The sequence below is a fragment of the Variovorax sp. 01N425 genome (assembly GCF_056399465.1).
Genome location: NZ_JBFTRJ010000002.1, coordinates 250,855 through 266,532 on the forward strand (window position 1 = coordinate 250,855; position 15,678 = coordinate 266,532).

The 15,678-nt window shown below is 69.4% G+C and carries 16 protein-coding genes; 15 read left to right on the forward strand and 1 reads right to left on the reverse strand.

Annotation, left to right across the window (positions count from 1 at the left end):
- The first annotated feature begins 10 nt into the window (after positions 1 to 10).
- Genes AC1DSC_RS04285 through AC1DSC_RS04300 form a run of 4 tightly spaced genes read left to right on the forward strand, consistent with a single transcriptional unit; the run spans position 11 to position 2,968 of the window.
- On the forward strand, positions 11 to 862 hold the full coding sequence (locus AC1DSC_RS04285) for a transporter substrate-binding domain-containing protein (RefSeq protein WP_278876024.1): 852 nt from the start codon (positions 11 to 13) through the stop codon (positions 860 to 862).
- Between the two features lie 33 nt (positions 863 to 895).
- The gene (locus AC1DSC_RS04290; RefSeq protein WP_436288262.1) at positions 896 to 1,576 is read left to right on the forward strand and encodes an amino acid ABC transporter permease; all 681 of its coding nucleotides are present in this window, start codon (positions 896 to 898) and stop codon (positions 1,574 to 1,576) included.
- A 2-nt stretch (positions 1,577 to 1,578) separates the two neighbouring features.
- On the forward strand, positions 1,579 to 2,247 hold the full coding sequence (locus AC1DSC_RS04295) for an amino acid ABC transporter permease (protein ID WP_436288261.1): 669 nt from the start codon (positions 1,579 to 1,581) through the stop codon (positions 2,245 to 2,247).
- Positions 2,248 to 2,284: 37 nt separating this feature from the next.
- Positions 2,285 to 2,968, forward strand: coding sequence for a GntR family transcriptional regulator (locus AC1DSC_RS04300; RefSeq protein WP_319440090.1), 684 nt, complete (start codon positions 2,285 to 2,287; stop codon positions 2,966 to 2,968).
- 7 nt (positions 2,969 to 2,975) lie between these two features.
- Here AC1DSC_RS04300 and AC1DSC_RS04305 read toward each other — a convergent pair whose 3' ends face one another.
- Positions 2,976 to 3,908, reverse strand: coding sequence for a LysR family transcriptional regulator (locus AC1DSC_RS04305; protein WP_436288260.1), 933 nt, complete (start codon positions 3,906 to 3,908; stop codon positions 2,976 to 2,978).
- A gap of 85 nt (positions 3,909 to 3,993) precedes the next feature.
- Between AC1DSC_RS04305 and AC1DSC_RS04310 the strand changes: the two genes are divergently transcribed.
- From AC1DSC_RS04310 to AC1DSC_RS04360, 11 genes are all read left to right on the forward strand, one after another.
- Complete coding sequence (locus AC1DSC_RS04310; RefSeq protein ID WP_436288259.1) at positions 3,994 to 4,383, forward strand: DoxX family protein; 390 nt, start codon at positions 3,994 to 3,996, stop codon at positions 4,381 to 4,383.
- A 36-nt stretch (positions 4,384 to 4,419) separates the two neighbouring features.
- Complete coding sequence (locus AC1DSC_RS04315; protein WP_436288258.1) at positions 4,420 to 5,280, forward strand: pirin family protein; 861 nt, start codon at positions 4,420 to 4,422, stop codon at positions 5,278 to 5,280.
- 315 nt (positions 5,281 to 5,595) lie between these two features.
- Positions 5,596 to 6,387 (forward strand): class II aldolase/adducin family protein, encoded by a 792-nt coding sequence (locus AC1DSC_RS04320; RefSeq protein WP_436288257.1) that lies wholly within the window; start codon positions 5,596 to 5,598, stop codon positions 6,385 to 6,387.
- A gap of 95 nt (positions 6,388 to 6,482) precedes the next feature.
- Complete coding sequence (locus AC1DSC_RS04325) at positions 6,483 to 8,051, forward strand: ABC transporter substrate-binding protein (RefSeq protein WP_436288256.1); 1,569 nt, start codon at positions 6,483 to 6,485, stop codon at positions 8,049 to 8,051.
- 40 nt (positions 8,052 to 8,091) lie between these two features.
- Positions 8,092 to 9,063, forward strand: coding sequence for an ABC transporter permease (locus AC1DSC_RS04330; RefSeq protein WP_015867973.1), 972 nt, complete (start codon positions 8,092 to 8,094; stop codon positions 9,061 to 9,063).
- On the forward strand, positions 9,060 to 9,911 hold the full coding sequence (locus tag AC1DSC_RS04335) for an ABC transporter permease (RefSeq protein WP_062363917.1): 852 nt from the start codon (positions 9,060 to 9,062) through the stop codon (positions 9,909 to 9,911). Before AC1DSC_RS04330 ends, AC1DSC_RS04335 begins: the two co-directional genes overlap by 4 nt.
- Entirely contained in the window at positions 9,908 to 11,566 is a 1,659-nt protein-coding gene (locus AC1DSC_RS04340; RefSeq protein ID WP_436288255.1) for an ABC transporter ATP-binding protein, read from the forward strand. Before AC1DSC_RS04335 ends, AC1DSC_RS04340 begins: the two co-directional genes overlap by 4 nt.
- Positions 11,566 to 12,522: a 2-hydroxyacid dehydrogenase gene (locus AC1DSC_RS04345; RefSeq protein ID WP_436288314.1), complete on the forward strand. Its 957-nt coding sequence runs from the start codon at positions 11,566 to 11,568 to the stop codon at positions 12,520 to 12,522. Before AC1DSC_RS04340 ends, AC1DSC_RS04345 begins: the two co-directional genes overlap by 1 nt.
- A 30-nt stretch (positions 12,523 to 12,552) precedes the next feature.
- Complete coding sequence (locus tag AC1DSC_RS04350) at positions 12,553 to 13,923, forward strand: aminotransferase (protein ID WP_436288254.1); 1,371 nt, start codon at positions 12,553 to 12,555, stop codon at positions 13,921 to 13,923.
- A 49-nt stretch (positions 13,924 to 13,972) separates the two neighbouring features.
- Positions 13,973 to 14,899: a DMT family transporter gene (locus AC1DSC_RS04355; protein ID WP_436288253.1), complete on the forward strand. Its 927-nt coding sequence runs from the start codon at positions 13,973 to 13,975 to the stop codon at positions 14,897 to 14,899.
- The gene (locus tag AC1DSC_RS04360; RefSeq protein ID WP_018903468.1) at positions 14,886 to 15,674 is read left to right on the forward strand and encodes a GntR family transcriptional regulator; all 789 of its coding nucleotides are present in this window, start codon (positions 14,886 to 14,888) and stop codon (positions 15,672 to 15,674) included. The genes AC1DSC_RS04355 and AC1DSC_RS04360 overlap by 14 nt, the downstream gene beginning before the upstream one ends.
- The last annotated feature ends 4 nt before the right edge of the window (positions 15,675 to 15,678 follow it).

A 15,678-nucleotide genomic window follows, 5' to 3' on the forward strand; every position in this document is an offset into this window, starting at 1 on the left:
AGCCCATCCCATGAACGCCACCACTCCCTTCCGGCGCCTGCGCCGTGCCCTCGCCCTGGCGCTTGCCGCCTCCCTGTCGCTCGGCAGCCTTGCCGCCGGCGCGCAGACCAACACGCTGCAGAAGATCAAGCAGAGCGGCGAGCTGCGCATCGGCGTCGCGCCCGGCGATCCGTGGTACTTCCGCGATCCCGCCTCGGGCACCTGGACCGGGCTCGGCGTGCTGCTCGGCGAACAGGTCGCCAAGGAGATGGGCGTGAAGATGACGCCGGTCGAAACCACCTGGGGCAACAGCGTGGCCGCGCTGCAGGCCGGGCAGATCGATGCCATGTTCGTGCTCGATGCCACCGAGGAGCGCAAGAAGGCGATCGACTTTCCGGCCAGCCCGCTGCTCTGGTATGCGCAGGGCGTGCTCGCGAAGGACGGCCTTGTTGCGAAGAACTGGGCCGACCTCGACAAGCCCGAAGTGCGCATCGGCGTGGCGCTCGGCACGGCGACCGACCGCGACCTGACCACGCGCCTGCCGAAGGCGAAGATCGAGCGCTTCACCAATACCGACGAGACCGTGGCGGCCTTCATGTCGGGCCGCGTCGACGCGATCGGCTTCTACCACCCGGCGTTGGTCATCGCGTATTCGAAGATCCGCAAGGGCAAGGTGCAGGTGCCGCAGCCGGTCGTCGCGCTGCCGACCAGCGTGGGCATCCGGCGCGAGGCCGATGCGGGCTTTCGCAACCAGCTCGACGGCCTGATCGGCAAGCTCTACGCCTCGGGCCAGACGCAGGCGCTGTACGGCCAGTACCTCAAGACCAAGGGCATCGACCCGGCCACCGTGCCCGGCGTGATGAAGGAAACGCTCGGCCAGTAGGCCGGGCCGCATCGAACCGGCGGGCGGGCGCACATGAACTACGAATGGGACTTCAGCGGCGTCTGGGCGCACCGCGACATGCTGCTGGCGGGCTTCGTCGGCACGATGAAGATCGCCGCCGTCGCCATTGCGCTGGGCGTGGTGTTCGGCATCGTGCTCGCGGCCCTGCGGCTGTCGGGCAGGGCGTGGCTCGCGAGGCCCGCGCTGTGGGTGATCGAGTTCTACCGCAACACGCCGCCGCTGGTGCATTTCTTCTGGGCCTTCTACGCACTGCCGGTGCTCATCGGCGTGAGCCTGGACCCGTACGCGGCGGCGGTCATCGCGCTGTCGACGCAGTCGGGCGCATTCTTCGCCGAGGTGTTCCGCGGCGGCCTGGTGTCGATCGAGCGCGGGCAGTGGGAGGCGGCGCGCGCTGTCGGCATGCGCTCGCACCAGGCCTTGCGCCGCGTGGTGCTGCCGCAGGCGCTCGCGCGCATGCTGCCGCCGTTCATCGAGCGTTCGTTCGAACTCATCAAGACCACCGCGCTGGCCTCCACGCTGGCCTACTCCGACCTGCTCTACCAGGCCATGCAGCTCAACTCGATCACCTTCCGGCCGCTGGAGGTGTACACGGTGGTCGCGGCCATCTTCTTCCTGGCGCTGTTCTCGCTGAGCCTTGTCGCGCGCGTGGCCGAGCATCGCCTGGCCATTTCCACCCGCGCTGCAGGAGCCTGACGATGGACTTCACCTGGGACTTCTCGGCCGTGCTGCAGCACTGGCCCGTGCTGCTCAAGGGCGTGGGCGTCACGGCCGGCCTGTGGGCCGTCGCCTTTCCCTCGGCCATGGCGATCGGCCTGCTGATTGCGCTGGGCGCGCGCTCGAAAAGCCGCCTCGTGGGCACCGCGACGCGCGGCTACATGGAGCTGTTCCGCAACATCCCGATCCTGATCCAGCTGGTGTGGTTCTTCTATGCGTTCCCGATCCTCACGGGCTGGCAGCTCACGCCCTACGTGGCGGCGCTGCTGGCGCTTTCGCTCAACGCATCGGCCTACTGCTCGGAGATCTTCCGCGGCGGCATCGCCTCGCTGCCGGCGGGCCAGTGGGAGGGCGCGCGCGCCCTGGGCATGCGGCGCGTGCAGGTGCTGCGCCGCGTGGTGCTGCCGCAGGTGCTCAAGCGCATGCTGCCGGCCTTCACCAACCGCGGCATCGAGCTGGCGAAGAACACCTCCATCGCGTCCGTCATCGCGGTGCACGAGCTCATGTACCAGGGCCGCGCACTGAGCGCCGCCTACTACCGGCCGCTGGAAATCCTGACGGCCGTGGCCGTGGTGTACTTCGTGCTCATCTACCCTGGCGCCTATGCCGCAAGCCGCCTCGAAAAGCGCCTGGCCCTGCGCAGCCATTGACGTCCACCGCCCACGCCCCGACACCCGAACCGCCGCGATGAAGACCCTCCCCGATTTCGCACCCGCTCCCTCGGCCACGCGGCGCGACTACGTGGCGCAGACCCTGCGCGACGCCATCCTCACCGGCAGGATCGCGCCCGGCACGCAGCTGGTCGAGAGCCACTTCGCCACCCAGTTCGGCGTGAGCCGCGGCCTGCTGCGCGAGGCGATCCGCGAGCTCATCGAGACCGGCCTGCTCGTGAACAAGCCCTATGCCGGCACCTACGTGACCGACATCAGCGAGGAAACCATGAGCGACGTGTACGAGGTGCGCCGCATCATGGAAAGGCAGGCGTTCATCCGCCTGTGGCCGCAGCGCGACGAAGCCTTTCGCGCCGAGATGACCGCGCGCTACGAGGCATTGGCCGAAGCGGCCTCCAGCAGCGAGCTGCATCGCGAGAGCGCGGCCGAGGCCCACTTCCACGGCCTGGTCTACGAGCGCTGCGGCAATCAGCTGCTGCTCGACGTGTGGCGCCAGATGACGCAGAAGATCCAGCTCGGCTTCGCGGTGTGCCGCCTGACGCATGCGCCCAAGCCCGACTTCGCGGAGAACCACCACCTGTTCCTCGAGCTGGCCATCGGCAGCGACCTCAACGCGATGCTCGAGGAGCTCGATGCGCACCTGCTGCGCGGCCTGTCGACCATTCGGCACGCGCTGCGCAACACGGCCCCGCGCGGCTGAGCATGGGTCATGAAACCGGGTCGGTGCGCAGCATCTCCGGCAGCGCCTCCACCGCGCTGAGCTTTTCCATCACCATTCCGATGAACGCCGACACCGCCAGCGGCAGGTGCTTGCGGCTCGGGTAGAGCACGCTCAGCCCCTGCCCCGTGCGCTGGTACTGCGGCAGCACCGGCACCAGCCGGCCGGCCTCCAGGTCGAGCCGGGCCATGGTGGGCGGCAGCAGCGCGATGCCCAAGCCGGCGAGCGCGGCCTTGCGCAGCGCCTGCGCGGTGTTGCCGCTGAAGCGGCCCGCGACCTGCACTTCTTCTTCCGCGCCGCCGGGGCCGGCCAGGCGCCAGAGGGTGCGGCCGCTCGGATGCGGCGAGGTGACGCAGTCGTGCTCCGTCAGCTCCTGCAGGGTGGCGGGCGCGCCGCGCGCGGCCATGTAGGCGGGGCTCGCGACCATGCCGTCGGTCCGGGCGCCCAGGAGCTTGCGGCCGACGTAGCCGGAGTCGGGCAGTGCGCCGCCGCGGAATGCGATGTCGATCTGCTCGGCGATCAGGTCGGCCCGGGCGTCGCTGAGCACGAAGTCGACGCGCACCAGCGGATGCGCGGCCAGGAAGTCGGCCACCCACTCCATCGGGAAGAAATCGAAGAAATCGGCCGTCGCCGCCACGCGCACCAGGCCGCTGGGCTGCTGGCTGCCGGTGATCAGCGCCTGCCCGGCCTCGACCAGCCCGTCGACCGCGCCCGCGCAGCGCTCGTGAAACGCCTGGCCCGCGCTGGTCAGCGTGAGCCTGCGGGTGGAGCGCTGCATGAGCCGCGTGCCCAGCTGCGCCTCGAGCTGCTGGATGCGCCGGCTCACGGTGTTGGGCGGCTGTCCCAGCCGGCGCGCCGCCGCGGCAAAGCTGCCGTGGCGCACCACCTGCACGAACATGGCGATGTCATTGAGGTCGAGCATGGCGGGGATTCCTTCTATTGATGGACGAGTGCAATCCGATTCTGCCGTCTAGCCGATCAATGGGTGCCGCCCTAACCTTGTGCCCATGACTTCCACATCCCTCACTTCCACTTCCGTAACCCAGCGCCGCATCGTCTGGGGCATCCGCATTCTTCTGGCGCTGGCCTTCGGTGCCGCCGGCCTCGCCAAGCTGGCCGGCGTGCCGCAGATGGTCCAGGTGTTCGAGGCGGTCGGCTTCGGTCAGTGGTTCCGCTACCTGACGGGCGTGGTCGAGGTCGGCGGCGCGGTGCTGCTGCTGGTGCCGGCGACCGGCTTCATCGGCGGCCTGCTGCTGACCGCGACCATGGCCGGCGCCGTGGCCACGCACCTCGTGCTGATCGGCGGCAGCCCCGCGCCGGCCGTGGTGCTCCTGCTGCTGTCGGCCTTCGTGGCGTGGCGCCTGCGCCCGGTGCCGGCGGCCAGCAGCGCCGCCTGATCTTTCTTTCTTCTTCCATCGGTTAAGGAGCCTCCCATGACCACCGCCGTTGCCACTGCCATCACCACCGAAGCCCGCGCCATCGTCTACCGCACGCGCGGCTCGCAGCACGGGCCGATCACGCGGCTCATGAGCCCGGGCGACCTGGGCGAATTCCTCAAGCCCTTCGTGTTCCTCGACCTCTTCGGCTTCGACACCTCGGGCGGCCGCAAGGGCTTCGGCATGCACCCGCATTCGGGCATTGCCACGCTGACCTGGCTGATCGAAGGCGACACGCGGTACGAGGACACGACCGGCGAACAGGGCGTGCTGCCGGCCGGCGGCGTCGAGTGGATGCGCGCCGGCAACGGCGTGTGGCACGACGGCGCGCCCGCGCCGGGCACCCAGCGCGTGCAGGGCTTCCAGCTCTGGGTGGCCCTGCCGGCCTCGGAAGAAAATGCGCCGGCGCAGAGCATCTACCTCGCACCCTCGCAGGTGCCGCGGGAAGGCCCGGCGCGCGTGCTGCTCGGGCGCCACGGCGCGGCGCAAAGCCCCATTCCGGCCCCGGCGCCGATCAACTACCTGGCCGTGCAGCTGAAGGACGGCGAGCACTGGCGCTACACGCCGCCCGCCGGCCACACGGTGGGCTGGATCGCGGTCGACGCGGGCCGGCTCGATGCGGGCGGCGGCGAACCGGTCGCCGCCGGCGAGCTCGCGGTGTTCGAGGAATCGGGCGCGGCCATCGGCTTCGTGGCCCAAGGCGACACCTCCTTCGTGCTGGGCTCGGCCGCGAAGCATCCGCATGAACTGGTGATGGGGCACTACTCGGTGCACACCAGCAAGGCGGCGCTCGAGCAGGGCGAGGCCGAGATCCGCCGCATCGGCGCGCGGCTGCGCGAGGAAGGCCGGGTGCGCTGAAGAGGGCACTTTCCCGCTGCACCCTGGTGCATCCGGCGCCTTCATGGCGCAGCCATGCCGCCCCAAAGGCACCGTCCGGCCCCACGCGCCGCGCGCACTTTCCCCAGTGCGCGCGGCGTTTTTCCTGGCGCCCGTCCTTTGCCGGCGCGCCTTTGCGCACTTCCAGCCGCCTCACCAAGGGCTTACCCCATCACGCAGGCCTGCATATTGCTTAAGACTGTCGTCGGTTGACTGTCGACAGTTTGCACAGTCGATCCGATGAACCCCGAACATGGCGCCGGCGGCCTCCCGCCGGGCCTGAAAAAGGAACGCGACATGCAATTGCAGGCAGTGGGCCGCCAGGCCCCATCCGTTTCCGATGCCGAGCGCCAGGTGCGCGAAGACCTGGCCGCGGCCTACCGGCTGGTGGCGCACTACGGCATGGACGACAGCATCTACACGCACATCTCCGCGCGCGTGCCGGGCACCGAAGACCAGTTCCTGATCAACCCCTTCGGCATGCTGTTCAAGGACATCACGGCCTCGTCGCTGGTGAAGATCGACCTGGAGGGGCGCATCCTCGACGACTCGCCCTGGGACGTGAACCCGGCCGGCTTCACCATCCACAGCGCGGTGCATTCGGCGCGCCACGACGCGGCCTGCGTGCTGCACACGCACACGGTGGCGGGCGTAGCGGTGTCGTCGCTGGCGGGCGGGCTGCAGCCCTGCAACCAGTGGGCGCTGCAGTTCTACAACCGCGTGGTCTATCACGACTTCGAGGGCATCGCGCTCGATGCCGATGAGCGCGAGCGCCTGGTGGCCGACCTGGGTCCGACGGCGCGCGCGCTGATCCTGCGCAACCACGGCCTGGTCACGCTCGGGCGCACGGTGTCGGAAGCCTTCATCCTCATGCTCAACCTGGAACGCGCCTGCCGCGTGCAGGTGGCGATCCAGTCGAGCGGCCTGCCGGTGCATCCGGTGCCGGCCGAGGTCTGCGAAAAGACCGCGCAGCAGTACGAAAGCGGCGACAGCGTGCGCCAGCCGGGCCAGCCCGACCCCAACGCGCGCGAATGGCGCGCACTGCTGCAGCGCATCGATCCGCTTCCCGCCACCTCGTACCGCGACTGAGCGCGGCGGTGCCGCCATCTGCGGCGCCCGCGTTCTGCCGTTCCCCGTTTCTTCGTCCCCACCCGCTCGCACAGAGCCACAAGGAGTTTCCGCACATGAAACGTCGCAACCTCATCCAGATGGGCGCCGCCTCGGCCGCCGGATTGACGCTGGCGGGTGTCCCGCTGCACCTGCTGGCGCAGGGCAAGAAGGGCGGCGTGATCAACGCCGTGGTGCAGCCGGAGCCGCCGGGCCTGATGCTGGGCATCACGCAGAACGGCCCCACGCAGATGATCGCGGGCAACATCTACGAGGGCCTGCTGCGCTACGACGAGAAGATCAACCCGCTGCCTTCGCTGGCCACCTCGTGGACCGTCAACAAGGAAGGCACGCTCTACACCTTCAAGCTCAAGCCCGGCGTCACCTGGCACGACGGCAAGCCCTTCACTTCGGCCGACGTGGTGTTCTCGGCCGACGTGTTCCTTCGCAAGACGCATGCGCGGCTGCGCGCCAACCTGGCCGCGGTGGAGAGCATCAAGGCCATCGATCCGCTCACGGTGGAGTTCAAGCTCAAGTACCCCTTCGGCCCCTTCATCGGCATCTTCGAGGTCGGCAGCATGCCGATGATCCCCAAGCACATCTACGAAGGCACCGAGTTCGCGACCAACCCGGCCAATGCCACGCCCATCGGCACCGGGCCGTTCAAGTTCAAGGAATGGGTCAAGGGCTCGTACATCCAGCTCGTGGCCAACGACAAGTACCACGTCAAGGACGTGCCGCTGGTCGAGAGCGTGTACTTCCACATCATTCCCGATGCGGCCTCGCGCGCGGCGGCCTTCGAGTCGGGCAAGGTCGACCTGGTGCCAGGCGGCGCGGTCGAGTACTTCGACGTGCTGCGGCTTTCCAAGCTGCCGGGCGCGGCGGTCACCACCAAGGGCTGGGAGTTCTTCGCGCCGCATTCGTGGCTGTGGCTCAACAACCGCAAGGCGCCGATGGACAAGCTCAAGTTCCGCCAGGCCGTGATGTACGCGATCGACCGCGAAGCCATGGCCAAGATCGCCTGGCAGGGCTTCGCCAAGCCGGCGACCGGGCCGTTCAACAGCAACATCAAGTTCCACAGCACCGACGTCGCCAAGTACCCGCGCAACGTGGCCACCGCCAAGAAGCTGCTCGAAGAAGCCGGCTACAAGGGCGAGACGCTGCGCCTGCTGCCGCTGCCCTACGGCGAGACCTGGGCGCGTTCGGCCGAGATCCTGCGCCAGAACCTCGCGCAGGCCGGCATCAAGGTCGAGCTCGTGGCCACCGACGTGGCCGGCTGGAACCAGAAGCTCAACGAGTGGGACTACGACCTCGCCTTCACCTACGTCTACCAGTACGGCGACCCGGCGCTGGGCGTGGCGCGCAACTACACCACCAGCAACATCGCCAAGGGCTCGCCCTTCAACAACGTCGAGGGCTATTCGAACCCGAAGGTCGACGAGCTGTTCGACGCCGGCGCCAAGGAGAGCGATCCCGAGAAGCGCAAGGCCATCTACCTGCAGGTGCAGAAGATCCTGCTCGACGAAGTGCCCGTGGCCTGGCTGCACGAGCTCAACTTTCCGACGCTGTACCGCACCAAGCTGGGCAACCTGATCACATCGGGCATCGGCCTGAACGACAGCCTGGGCACCGCGACGCTCGCATGACGGCCGGCCCGCAGCACATGCAACGCAACAGGAGCCGCCGATGAAACGTACGCAGTTCATGCTGGGCCGCGTGATGCAGGGCCTGCTGGCGATCCTGCTGATCGCCACGGTCAACTTCATGCTGGTGCGCGCGGCGCCGGGCGATCCGGTGTCGGTGCTGGCGGGCGAGGCGGGCGCGTCCGATCCGCAGTTCGTGGCGCAGCTGCGCGCGCAGTTCGGGCTCGACCAGCCGATCACGACGCAGCTCGCCACCTACGTCGGCAAGGTGGTGCAGCTCGACCTGGGCTTCTCGTACCGGCAGCAGCAGCCGGTGCTGAAGCTCATCATGGACCGGCTGCCGGCCACGCTGCTGCTCACCGGCACCGCGTTTGCGCTGTCGCTGCTGTTCGGCATCACGCTCGGGGCGCTGGCCGCGCGGCGCGCCGGCAGCTGGGTCGACAGCTCGATCACGGTGGTGGCGCTCATCTTCTATGCCACGCCGCTCTACTGGCTCGCGCTGATGGCGGTGCTGGTGTTCACGGTGCAGCTCGACTGGCTGCCGGGCTTCGGCTTCAGCACCGTGGGCTCCGGCGCCACCGGCCTGGCGCTGGCCTGGGACATCGCGGGCCACCTGGTGCTGCCGGCGCTGACGCTCGCGCTCTTCTACATGGCGGTGTATGCGCGCATGACGCGCGCCGCCATGCTCGAGGTGGCGCAGATGGACTTCGTGAAGACCGCGCGCGCCAAGGGCGTGAAGCCCGGCCGCATTTTGCGCGCGCACGTGCTGCGCAATGCGCTGCTGCCGGTGGTCACGCTCGCGGGCATCCAGGCCGGCGGAATGATCGGCGGCGCGGTGCTGACCGAGACCGTGTTCGCCTGGCCCGGCATCGGCCGCCTGATGTTCGACGCGCTGCTGCAGCGCGACTACAACCTGCTGCTCGGCGCCTTTCTCGTGACCGCGGCCATGGCCGTGCTGTTCAACCTCATCACCGACCTCGTCTACACGCTGGTCGATCCCCGGATTGAGCTATGACCCTGCTGCAAAGTCCATTCTGGCGGCGTTTCTGCCGCAACAAGGGCGCCGTGCTCGGCATGGCCGTGCTGGTGCTGGTGGCCGTCGTCGCCCTCATCGGTCCGTGGGTCGCGACCAACGATCCGTGGAACATGGTCGAGCAGCCGTTCCTGCGGCCATGGACCGAGCCGGGCTTTGCGCTCGGCACCGACACGCTGGGCCGCGACATCCTCTCGGGCGTGATCTACGGCGCGCGCATCTCGCTGCTGATCGGGCTGGTGTCGACCGTGGTCGCGCTGCTCATTGGCGTGACGCTCGGCGCCATTGCCGGCTACTTCGGCGGCTGGATCGACGCGGCGCTGATGCGCTTCACCGAGCTGTTCCAGGCCGTGCCGAGCTTCGCGCTCGCGATCGTGCTGGTGGCGATCTTCCAGCCCTCGGTCCATTCGATCGTGGTGGCGATTGCGATCGTCTCGTGGCCGCCGGTGGCGCGGCTGGTGCGCAGCGAATTCCTCACGCTGCGCCAGCGCGACTTCGTGCAGGCCGCGCTGCTCGCGGGCCAGTCGACGCCGCGCATCATCCTGACGCAGATCCTGCCCAACGCCATGTCGCCCATCATCGTGATGGCCTCGCTCATGACAGCCACGGCCATCCTGCTGGAGTCGAGCCTGAGCTTCCTGGGCCTCGGCGACCCGAACCAGATGAGCTGGGGCTACATGGTGGGCGCGGCGCGCACCGTGCTGCGCCAGGCCTGGTGGATGGCGCTGTTCCCGGGCCTGGCCATCGTGCTGACGGTGCTCGCGCTCAACCTGGTGGGCGAAGGCCTGAGCGACGGCCTGAACACGCGGCTCGACGGGAGGGGCAAATGAGCGCCACCGTCACGCCCATGAAGCCGGTGCAGCCGGTGCTCGATGTCGTCAACCTTGGCATCCGCCTGCCCAGGGGCGCGGACCGCGCGCTGGCCGTCGACGGCGCCACGCTGTCGGTGCTGCCGGGCCAGACGCTGTGCGTGGTCGGCGAATCGGGCTCGGGCAAATCGATGATCGCCAACGCCGTGATGGGCCTGCTGCCGCGCCCGCATGTGGAGCCCGTGGCCGGGCAGATCCTGTTCGAGGGCCGCGACCTGTTGCAGCTCAGCGAGCCGCAGCTGCGCGAGCTGCGCGGACGGCGCATCGGCATGGTGTTCCAGGAGCCGATGACGGCGCTCAACCCGGTGATGCGCATCGGCGAGCAGATCGGCGAAGTCTTCGATGCGCACGGCAGCGTGCCCGCGGCCGAGAAGCGGCGGCGCATCCTGGCCGCGCTGGCCGACGTCGGCCTGCCGGATCCGGAGCTGCTGATCGACGCCTATCCGTTCCGCCTCTCGGGCGGCCAGCGCCAGCGCGTGATGATTGCCTGCGCACTGGTGCTCGAGCCCGTGCTGCTGATCGCCGACGAGCCGACCACCGCGCTCGACGTGACCACGCAGGCGCAGATCCTCGCGCTGATCCGCGAGCTGCAGCAGCGCCGCGGCACGGCGGTGCTGTTCATCACGCACGACTTCGGCGTGGTTTCGGAAATTGCCGACCACGTGGTCGTGATGCAGACCGGCCAGGTGGTCGAGGCCGGGCCGGTGCGCCAGGTACTCGATGCGCCGCAGCACCCCTACACGCGCAAGCTGATCGCCGCCATTCCCACCGGCACTGCCGAGCGCGACACGCCAAGCGGCGAGGTGGTGCGCGTGCTGCAGGTGCAGGACCTGTGCAAGACCTACAGCTCGGGCAACGGCCTCTTCAAGCGCGGCCGCTCGGTGCAGGCCGCGAAGAACGTCAGCTTCGAGCTGCGCCGCGGCGAAACGCTGGGGCTGGTCGGTGAATCGGGCTCGGGCAAGTCGAGCGTGGGCCGCTGCCTGGTGGGGCTTTCGCCGTTCGACAGCGGCCGCATTCTCTTCAAGGGCCGCAGCCTGTCGCAGGGCCCGGCCTTCCGGCGCGAGGCCGCGGGCAAGATCCAGATGGTGTTCCAGGACCCGTACGCATCGCTCAACCCGCGCCACCGCGTCGGCGCGGCGATTGCGGGCGGGCCCATTGCGCAGGGCGTGGGCAAGGCCGAAGCCATGGCGCGCGCGATGGAGCTGCTGAAGCTCGTGGGCCTGGGCGCCGATGCGGCCCAGCGCTACCCGCACGAGTTCTCGGGCGGGCAGCGCCAGCGCATCGGCATTGCGCGTGCGCTGGCCATGCAGCCCGAACTGCTGGTGGCCGACGAGCCGGTGTCGGCGCTCGATGTGTCGGTGCAGGCGCAGGTGCTCGAGCTCTTCGCGCAGGTGCGCGAGCAGTTCCAGCTTGCCATGGTCTTCATCACGCACGACCTGCGCGTGGCCGGCCAGATGTGCGACCACATCGCGGTGATGCAGCGCGGCGAGGTCGTCGAATACGGCGAGACGCACAAGGTGCTCGGCGATCCGAAGCACGCCTACACGCGCAAGCTGATCGAGGCGGTGCCGCGGTTGGTGTCCGCCGCGTCGCCGGCCGAGGCGCTGGTCGCGTGATGGCGCCGAAGGACGACATGCCCTGCGTGGCGATCCTGAGCGAGGTGCTGGACATGGAGTACCTCGCCGTGGCCTTCCGCGAGGCCCATCCCGGCATCGACCTGCGCCTGGGCGAAGAGCTCGGCGCGCTCGACCAGATCGATGCGGCCGTCTGCTGGTTTCCGCCGCACGGCCTGCTCGCCCGGATGCCGAAGCTGCGGCTCGTGCAGTCGCTGGCCGCGGGCATCGAGCACATCACGGCCGATGCACAGCTGCCGCGCCACCTGCCGCTGTGCCGCATCGTCGACACCGGCATGGCGGCCGGCATGAAGGCCTATGTCTGCTGGGCCGTGGTGCAGCAGCACCGCGGCATGCGCGCCTACGTTGCGAGTTCCGCGGCCCGCCGATGGGAGGAGCAGCCGATCGAATCGCCGCGCCACCACCGCGTGGGCATTGCGGGCCTGGGCACGCTGGGCATGGCCTGCGCCGAGGCGCTGGCCGCCATCGGCTACCCGGTGCGCGGCTGGAGCCGCAGCGCGAAGGAGGCCCTGCCGGCCGGCGTCGAGGGCTTCCACGGCGCCGCGCAGCTCGATGAATTTCTCTCGGGCTGCGACACGCTGGTGTGCCTGCTGCCGCTCACCGCCGAGACGCACGGTTTTCTCGATGCCGCGCTGTTCGCCAGGCTGCCGCGCGGCGCGCACCTGATCAACGTCGGCCGCGGCGACCACCTGGTCGAGGCCGACCTGCAGCCGGCGCTCGACGTGGGCCAGCTCTCGGCGGCCACGCTCGACGCGTTCTCGCAGGAGCCGCTGCCGCCGGACCATCCGTTCTGGGGCGACCCGCGCATCCTCGTCACGCCGCACATCGCCACGCGCACCGACAGCCTCGTGATCGCGCGCCAGACGCTCGACAACCTTGCGTCGCTGCGCCAGGGCCGGCGCCCCGCCAACCAGGTCGACCTGGCGCGCGGCTATTGATCGAACTCCCTACACAACGGAACCGCCTTCATGAACGCCAGCACGCACGCAGAGAACGCCGCCAACGACATCGCCGCGCATCTGCATCCCTTCACCAACCTTGCGACGCATCCGCAGCTCGGCCCGCTGGTGATCCAGCGCGGCGATGGCATCTTCGTGGAGGACGACCAGGGCCGCCGCTATCTCGAGGCGATGTCGGGCCTGTGGTGCGCCTCGCTGGGCTTCAGCAACGCACGCCTCGCCAAGGCCGGCAGCGAAGCGCTGCACGGGCTGCCGTACTACCACACCTTCAACGGCCGCTCCAACCCGGCCGCCATCGCGCTGGCCGAAAAACTGCTCGCGCTGGCGCCGGTGCCGATGTCCAAGGTGTTCTTCGCCAACTCCGGGTCGGAGGCCAACGACTCCGCGGTCAAGCTGGTCTGGTACTACCACAACGCCATCGGAAAGCCCGAGAAGAAAAAGATCATCGCGCGCCGCAACGCGTACCACGGCGTCACCGTCGCAGCCGCGAGCCTGAGCGGCCTGGTGCCGAACCACCGCGACTTCGACCTGCCAATCGACCGCATCCTGCACGTCGACTGCCCGCACCATTTCCGCTACGCCGAAGCCGGTGAGAGCGAGCAAGACTTCGCGACGCGGCTGGCCGCTGCGCTCGAGCAGCGCATCCTCGACGAAGGCCCCGGGACGGTCGGCGCCTTCATCGCCGAGCCCGTGATGGGCGCGGGCGGCGTGCTGGTGCCGCCGGCCACCTACTTCGACAAGGTCCAGAAGGTGCTGGCGAAATACGAGGTGCTGCTGATCGCCGACGAGGTGATCTGCGGCTTCGGCCGCACCGGCCAGATGTTCGGCTCGGCCACCTTCGGCTTGAAGCCCGACATCCTGACCGCGGCCAAGGCGCTCTCGTCGGGCTACGTGCCGATCTCGGCCGTGATGGTCAGCGAGAAGGTGCATGCGGCGGTGGCCGCCAACAGCGGCAAGATCGGCACCTTCGGCCACGGCTTCACCTACTCGGGCCATCCGGTGGCCTGCGCCATTGCGCTGGAGACGCTCAAGGTCTACGAAGACGAGAGCATCCTCGCGCACGTGCAGTCGCTGGTGCCGCAATTCCAGCAAGGGCTGCAGAGTTACGCCGGGCGCAGGTACGTTGGCGAGGTGCGCGGCGTGGGGCTCATCGGCGCGATCGAGCTGTATGCCGACCCCGCCAGGCGCACGCCCTTCGATCCCGCGCAGAAGGCCGGCGCCCGCCTTGCCGAGCTCGCGCTGGCACAGGGGCTCATCGTGCGCGCCATGGGCGACTCCATCGCCTTCTGCCCGCCGCTCATCATCACCGCCGAACAGGTCGACGACATGTTCGCGCGCTTCGCCCGCGCGATGGCGATCTTCGAGGAAAGCTTCGCGTGAAGGCCTTCTGCACGGACGAGAGTTTCCCGCGGGGCTTCCAGGCCGCGCGATGAGCACCGCCGCCACGGCTCTCGCACTGCACCCCGCGGGCTCCAGGCGCGCCGGCGTGGCGCTGTTCTTCTGCGCACTGGTGGCCTTTGCCTCCTACGACGCGTTCTGCAAGTACATGCTGCAGTTCTACCCGGCGCCCTTCGTCAACGTGATGCGCTACGTCGCGGTGAGCGGCATTGCCTTGGCGATGCTGCTGCGCCATGGCGACCTGCGCATGTGGCGCACGCCGCACAAGCCCTTGCTGCTGCTGCGCGGTCTGATGCTCGCGACGGTGGCCACCTGCTTCATGACGGCGCTCATCTGGATGCCGCTGGCCGAGGCCACGGCCATCTACTTCACCGCGCCGCTGCTGATGGTGGCGCTGTCGCCGTGGCTGCTGGGCGAGCAGGTGCGGCGCAGCCGCTGGGTGGCCGTGACGGTCGGCTTCGGCGGCATGCTGCTGATCGTGCGGCCGGGCGCCGACCTGCCGCTGCTCGGCACGGTGCTGATGGCGGTGGCCGCCGTCTGCTACGCGATCTTCCAGCTGCTCACGCGGCGGCTCGCGGGCCTGGTCGCGGGGCCGGTGCAGTACGCCTGGACCGCGCTGGTCTGCTTCGTCGTCACGCTGCTGCCCGCGCCCTTCTTCCTGCCCGCCCAGCAGCCGCCCTGGGGCGACGTGGCGCTGCTGCTGGCGGGCGGCGCCTGCAGCGCGGCGGCACAGTGGCTGCTGCTGGCCGCCTTCGAGCGCGTCGAGGCCTCCACGCTGGCGCCGCTCAACTACTTCCAGCTGCTGCTGGCCGTGGCCTTCAGCACCTTCTGGTTCCGCCGGCCGCCCGACGCGATCGCGATGGCCGGCATTGCGCTGATCATGGCGGCGGGCATCTACCTGGCGCGCGCGGGGCGGGGCCTGAAGACCGCACCGGCCGCGCCAGATGCCATCCGGTGAAGAATCGCCCCTGGCGCACACCAATGACGAGACAAGCAACATGGCAATTTCCACAATTTCTCCTCCTCCTGCTGCTGCCGACGCGGCCCTGTTCGAATCGGTCGAGTCGACCGACCTCGTCGGGCTGGTCGAGGCCCAGCTGACGCGCGCCATCGTCGAAGGCCGCCTGGCGCCCGGCAGCCGCATCGTCGAGGCCGACATCGCGCGCCGCATGGGCGTGAGCCGCGCGCCCGTGCGCGAGGCGGCGCGGCGGCTCGAGCGCCAGGGCGTGCTGGTCGCCAAGCCGCGCCACGGCTTCGCGGTGCGGACCATCAGCGTGCAGGAGATCGACGACCTGTTCGAAGTGCGCCTGAGCCTCGAGCTGACTTCGATCGAGCTGGCCTGCCGCAAGGCCGACGACGCGGGCATCGCGCGCGTGCAGGCGCTGGTCGAGGCCATGGTGCGCGAGGCCAACACGCAGCCGCAGCACCACCGCATCGCCAACGACCTGGCGCTGCACACGCTGATCTGCGAGCTGTCGGGCAACGCGCACCTGCACCGCATCTTCATGAACACCCAGACCGAGATGCAGATGATCATCGCGCTGATCGATGCGGTCTACCACGACCCCACCGCCATGGCCGAGACCCACCGCCCCATCGTCGACGCCCTGGTGCGCCGCGACCCCGAGGCCGCCAAGGCCGCGATGCGCGTGCACCTGGAAGACGCCTGGCAGCACGTGCGCGCGCTGTTCGTGAAGCAGCACGGCGCCGCGCCCCATCCCGCCAATGCCTGAGACC